7 protein-coding genes are annotated in these 5,389 nt (G+C 45.0%); 5 read left to right on the forward strand and 2 right to left on the reverse strand.

Annotated elements, in window-relative coordinates; genetic code table 11:
* Positions 1-129: 129 nt before the first annotated feature.
* Positions 130-648: a pentapeptide repeat-containing protein gene (locus QUA13_RS31170; protein WP_333204799.1), complete on the forward strand. Its 519-nt coding sequence runs from the start codon at positions 130-132 to the stop codon at positions 646-648.
* Positions 649-747: 99 nt separating this feature from the next.
* Here the strand turns inward: QUA13_RS31170 and QUA13_RS31175 are convergent, their stop codons facing one another.
* Positions 748-870: a hypothetical protein gene (locus QUA13_RS31175; RefSeq protein WP_006633228.1), complete on the reverse strand. Its 123-nt coding sequence runs from the start codon at positions 868-870 to the stop codon at positions 748-750.
* Positions 871-890: 20 nt separating this feature from the next.
* Here QUA13_RS31175 and QUA13_RS31180 point away from each other — a divergent pair, with 20 nt between their 5' ends.
* Positions 891-1,502, forward strand: a complete 612-nt coding sequence (locus QUA13_RS31180) for a DNA-3-methyladenine glycosylase (protein WP_333204800.1) — start codon at positions 891-893, stop codon at positions 1,500-1,502.
* A 49-nt stretch (positions 1,503-1,551) separates the two neighbouring features.
* Complete coding sequence (locus QUA13_RS31185; protein ID WP_333027404.1) at positions 1,552-1,851, forward strand: hypothetical protein; 300 nt, start codon at positions 1,552-1,554, stop codon at positions 1,849-1,851.
* Positions 1,852-1,994: 143 nt separating this feature from the next.
* Here the strand turns inward: QUA13_RS31185 and QUA13_RS31190 are convergent, their stop codons facing one another.
* Complete coding sequence (locus tag QUA13_RS31190) at positions 1,995-3,491, reverse strand: glycosyl hydrolase family 57 (protein ID WP_333204802.1); 1,497 nt, start codon at positions 3,489-3,491, stop codon at positions 1,995-1,997.
* 180 nt (positions 3,492-3,671) lie between these two features.
* On the opposite strand from QUA13_RS31190, the gene QUA13_RS31195 reads away from it, so the two are divergent.
* On the forward strand, positions 3,672-4,400 hold the full coding sequence (locus tag QUA13_RS31195; RefSeq protein ID WP_333204804.1) for an AIM24 family protein: 729 nt from the start codon (positions 3,672-3,674) through the stop codon (positions 4,398-4,400).
* A gap of 176 nt (positions 4,401-4,576) precedes the next feature.
* The gene (locus tag QUA13_RS31200; RefSeq protein ID WP_333204806.1) at positions 4,577-5,383 is read left to right on the forward strand and encodes a DUF928 domain-containing protein; all 807 of its coding nucleotides are present in this window, start codon (positions 4,577-4,579) and stop codon (positions 5,381-5,383) included.
* Positions 5,384-5,389 lie beyond the last annotated feature (6 nt).

The following is a 5,389-nucleotide window of genomic DNA, read 5'->3' on the forward strand; positions in this document are numbered from 1 at the left end:
ATTAATAATTAAATGGAGTCGCAAAATCAAAAATAAGGGTAATGCTTGTATCACAGTTTAAATGTGCAACAGCTTATTGTAGAAATCTATTAACCGCGATAGAAAGCCCCCGCAGCTTTTCGGATATTTATGAAATTAAAGAATTTATTTACTGCTGGATTGTCCATCGCAGTTGTATTTACTGTGGCAAAATATCTAACTTTTTCAAATCAACAAAACCAAGTCAAGGAATTGCTGCAAACAAAACAGTGTCCCGAATGCAATTTCAGCAATGCCAACCTCAAAGGATTAGATTTGCAAGGAGTCAACTTGCAGGGAGCCAACCTAGAAGGTGCTAACTTATCAGGAGCAAAATTGGCAAATGCCAACCTCAAAAATGCCAACTTAAATAGAGCCAACCTGACGGGAGCTGATTTGGGCTGTGCTGGTATCACTTTCAACCTTGAGGCTAATGAAAAAGAAGCAAATATGGATTTTAATGTCACGGCTGTTCCCGAACAGAATAACCCAGAAAATGCAGTAGTTGGTTTCAAGATGAAAGCAACGGATCGAGGGGCGACAATGCGTTTTAACCTCATGGGATGCGCTGACTTATCGAATGCTAGCTTGCAAGAAGCTCAAATGCCAGATGGCAAAATTCACCCTTAGTAAGAGTAGCAAATACTGTTTAAATCGATTTAATCGAAAGAAAACCGCTGCCTAAAAAACAGGCAGCGGTTTTTTAAGAAATTAACTGCACGCCTAAAATTAGTGAGCAGAACCGTTACCGTGATACTTGTCAGTATCGTAGAATCCGTTTTTTGTGCCGAAGAACAGACAGCAAACGGTGAAAACTGCTGTCAAGACTGCTAAAACTAACTTAACGTCCATAATTTACCTGCTGTTATTGAGTGAGTGCAAATACTCAGATTGTAGAATCTTTTTGGCTGGCGCGGCCATCTACCAGCGTAGCGCCAGATTTGCTGGGATGCTCGCTGGTGCGGCAGTTTCCTGACGGCGAGACAATTCGGGGAATTATTGTCGAAACCGAAGCTTACGGCCCGGGAGACCCCGCTTGTCACGCTTACCGACAGCGCACTCCTCGCAATGAGGTGATGTTCGGGCCTGCGGGTATCAGCTACGTTTACCTAATCTACGGGATGTATCACTGTTTTAACGTGGTGACGGATGCAGATGGAGTTGCTAGTGCTGTGCTGATTCGAGCTTTGCAGGTAGATGCGGTTCCCCAAGAATTCGCTGGAATTCCCGAGAAGAAGCGATCGCGCCTCGCCGCCGGGCCTGGGAAACTGTGTAAGGTACTGAAGATCGATCGAACTTTAAGCGGTTTTCCCTTGGGTGCAGGCCAACCGCTGCGCTTGGAACACCGGAGCGATCGCTTTCAGCAAGCTGTGGAGGAGGGTACAATAAATTTTGTGCAAACTACGCGGATCGGGATTTCTCAAGGAATGGATTTGCCTTGGCGGTGGTATGTAGGGAACTCTACCGCTGTGTCACAACTCTAGTAATGTCAAAGGTATCAGTGTAAATTTTGTCGCTTATCTTAGTGGAATTATGGCTTACTCTTCTGAAAATCCGATCGTACAACTCAAGAAATGCCTAACCCTGGTTCAGGATGTTAGCACTCACACCGAAGCTAACCGGGCCTTCGAGCAATTGTGTGGGATTATCGATGCTGAAAACCCAATGGCGGCGCAACTTTTGGAGATGTTGTGGGAAGAAGCAATTATGGCGAGGCGATCGGCTTTATTTTGGCAGCAAATGAGCGATGTTGAGAAAGATATGGCTAATAGAATGATGGAAAATATGACGCAGATGCGGCAAAATTATTTGCGGCTGATGCAGGAAATGTAGGCAGTAATTGGTAAATCCGTGTTTGTAGTGAGGACTTTAGTCCTCTCTTTATCAATCAAGCTTTCTAGGTGTAGGGTGCGTCAGCGCGGATATTTGATGCTGCTCAAACAGTGTGTTCTCGCGGCACCCTACGATAAATTCTGCTACTTCATTAAAGCAGCGCCGCGGTTGTAAAGTTCCCGCGCGTAATCAGTCCAAGTTCCCTGTCCCCAATACCGGAAACAGCTTGTTTGTAGCAGCAAGTTGTAAAGCAAAGCTTGCTGGTATTCAAACTGCTTGGTAACTGCTGCATCTTGCAGCACCAGCGGGTCGTATTTTCTGTGAAATGCAGCGCTGAGTAAATTCATCGGTTCCAAGACATTTTCGTAGCCTTTGACCCAACTCAAATCGTTAGTCCAAGAAGCACCATCCATGTGAAAATTATGGTCGGTTTGCTTGAGTTGGGCGATCGCACTTTCTACCTTTTCCGGTGTAGCACTATCGGGATCGACTAAATGCCAGATTTTGTGCTGGTTAATCCCCTGACAAATCGGATAATCATCAGGATTAACCCCCGCCGCTTCAATTATCTCCAAATATTCAGTGCCGTTTAAACCAACAACACCGGATTTTCCGCCGCCTTGTTCGCGGTTTTCGTGCCAAGCTTTGACAAAGGCGCTGGGAAATTCATTCATCATCACGCCGCCATTTTCGCCGTCGGCAATTTGAGTAACTAAAGAAGGAACTGTGACACTGCCAATTTGCTGTTTATTGCGTCCTTTTGCTTCGTAATACGGCTGCATTTGACCCACCAATTTCGTATCCGAACCTTGGGTTTTAATCAAAGCCGTGATGCTGATTGTTTCGCCGCGAGAATTGCGGGCAACTAAACGGTTGGGAATATATTTTTGGTTTTGCGACAATCCCGAACCGTCGGGATTTTCTACAGAATGTTCTTGCACCATCAGCCAGCGATAGCCGCATTCTTTCAAAGCTTTGATGTATTCGTACAGTGTATCTGGGTGATTGGGAAAGTGCATTTCTGGGGGCGAAAAACCTTTGACGCGCTTCAGGGCATCCAACCCAAAAATGGCTGCAAAATGATGTTGCCATGCTTGAATTTGGAGTTTGATGTCGGGAATTGGAGTTGAGGGAATGACGGCGTGACTCCACATTGTCCCCAGCCATTCTACGTGAGGTTGATATTGAGGATCGCAGGTAATCCGCTTGAGATTATCAAAGATATCGTCGCGTCCCATTTGGCGCAATCCCCACAATAAGTTGCCCGAATAGTCGAGCATAATTCGCGGGTTGCAGCCTTCGGCAACCAGTTGGGGAATAAATTCTCCCATGCGGGAATAGCACCAAGCAAAGACTCCGGCGTTGTGATTGTCTCCTTGGTTGGGATGTTCAAACATATGCTGGAGATTGCAGATCAGTTCGCCGTTTGCACCGGCAGGAATTGTCGGTTGGTGCATATGGAGGGCGCAGGCGAATCCGGCTTGAATATTTTCGATGCGCAGATTTGTGTTAGGTAGAAAGACAGGTTCGTTGGTATTAGCTGCGGCACTGATTTCTGCTTCGGAGCCGCAAATATTGGGCAATCCTGAGTTGATTTCTTGTAAAATGGGTAAATTGGGAGATTGTGCGATCGCAGGCATAAATTTTTCTCAACAATTGTGGAGGGGCGCTGTCTGCTATTGCTAAGATAGCTAGATAATTTAACAGTAGCAGAGGATGTCTGCAAAAGATAAATTTCACAAGATAAGTCCGGGAGCGGGGAAGTCCCAAATCACGGGTCAAATGTTTAACACATTTCAAGTAAATACGCGAGGTATATTATGAAATACGAAATCCAAGTTTTGGAACCAACGGATTTGTGGTACATCCAAAATAACATCAATCCTGAAACCAATAAGTTTTACCATCCCACTAAGAATATTCCCCTCGTTCAGCAAGTAGAAATTAACTTGAACAATTCGGGAGTGATAATTCAAAAAGGTGCGCTGCATTGGTGTATGGGGAAATTGACTTCCGGTGTTTATAAAACGGATAACCGTTTGAAAGATATGTGGGTATCTTTGACAACGGAAATGGACTACAACGCTCCCGTATATCAAGGGACTGGTACGGTGAAACTGGAACCGAGACAAAAAGGTAATTTCCTGCATTATACGCCGATCGAGCTTTTGGATGCGGAGCAGTGGGAGTTTGATGATGGTATATTTCAGTTTTGTTCGGACAATGTAGTTATCGGTGCTAAAAAACTGAAATTCCGACAAGTGGCTGCTTCTAATGACGGTAGGTGGAGAATTGCTGTTACAGCTTTGCGCGAGCAAAAAGCTACTGTTGTAGCAGCTACAAGTTCACCGGCTAAGATTGTCGAACTCAAACAAGGTGAAACTTTGATAGCTGATTGCGATTTGGTTAAAGGATTTACCAAGGGAATTGAAGAAGATTATCGAAAATTAGGTCATTTTGGCAAAGGTGGCGGGGAGGGTTATGTTTGGTATTATCAGGGGAAAGGTAAATTATTAGTATGTGAAAATGATGCTATGGGTTTGGGTTGAGTTGTTTCATTTTAAGGTAGAGGTTGCTGGAGCCGGGATCGCGGAATTTTATTGGGGAAATATACTAAAAAATTTACGCGAAACTATAGACGCTAGCATAAAAAATCTGGCAAGATTATTTTCAGGGTGCAGTTGGAGCGAACTGAGATTTTACACCTCTACTTGGCGGATATTTTATGAATGTAACAAAACTGCTCCTACAGCAGGTGGCGCTTAATGTGCTTGTGGCTTTAACAATGGTTCAACCTGGATTGGCAGCGATGCTCGCTGATTCATCGGGGGAACCGAATTTGCTGCCACAGGTACTCGCATACGATCCGCCCGCGCGCGGAGCACCGGGCGATCGCAAAGACGCAGGCAGCCGCGATCCTCACAACTTTTTAGCTCTGATTCCCGCTACAAATTTAGGGTTGACAGCGATCGCACATCCGACTTTTTGGCTGTACTTGCCGGCTTCATTGCCTGATGACATTCCCTTTGAGTTTGTGCTGCGAGACGAACAGCAACAGGTAGTTTTCCGAACAGTTTTTGAGCTAGAAAAAGCAGCGGGAATTGCGAGTTTTTCCTTGCCGCCCAATTCACCTCCTCTGGAAACTGGCAAGAAGTATCAATGGTGCTTTTTGTGCGGGAATATCTCCCGTCACGGGTGGGTTGAGCGGGTGGCAATGAAACCAGAAATTTTGGTTCAGCTAGAAACAGCATCTCTAAGGGAGCGGGTTTTGCTCTTGGCTAAACACGGTTTGTGGTACGAAACTCTCACAGAATTAGTGGCACTGCGCGGCAAACTGTTGAGCCAATTACAGGCAACTACTTTAGAGGAGAGGCTGCTAATTTATGCTGAAAATGACTTGCGGTATGAAGCGCTAGCAGAGCTATCTGGATTTGAAAAAATATCATCTCTGGCGACTTTGGATGCAGAAGTGTTGAATGATAGGAAAAGATTGCTAAAATTGGCAGAGCAATGTATAATTGTAGACTTATAAATTATT

This window comes from Microcoleus sp. S28C3 (assembly GCF_036700785.1).
Taxonomy (GTDB): Bacteria; Cyanobacteriota; Cyanobacteriia; order Cyanobacteriales; family Microcoleaceae; genus Microcoleus; species Microcoleus asticus.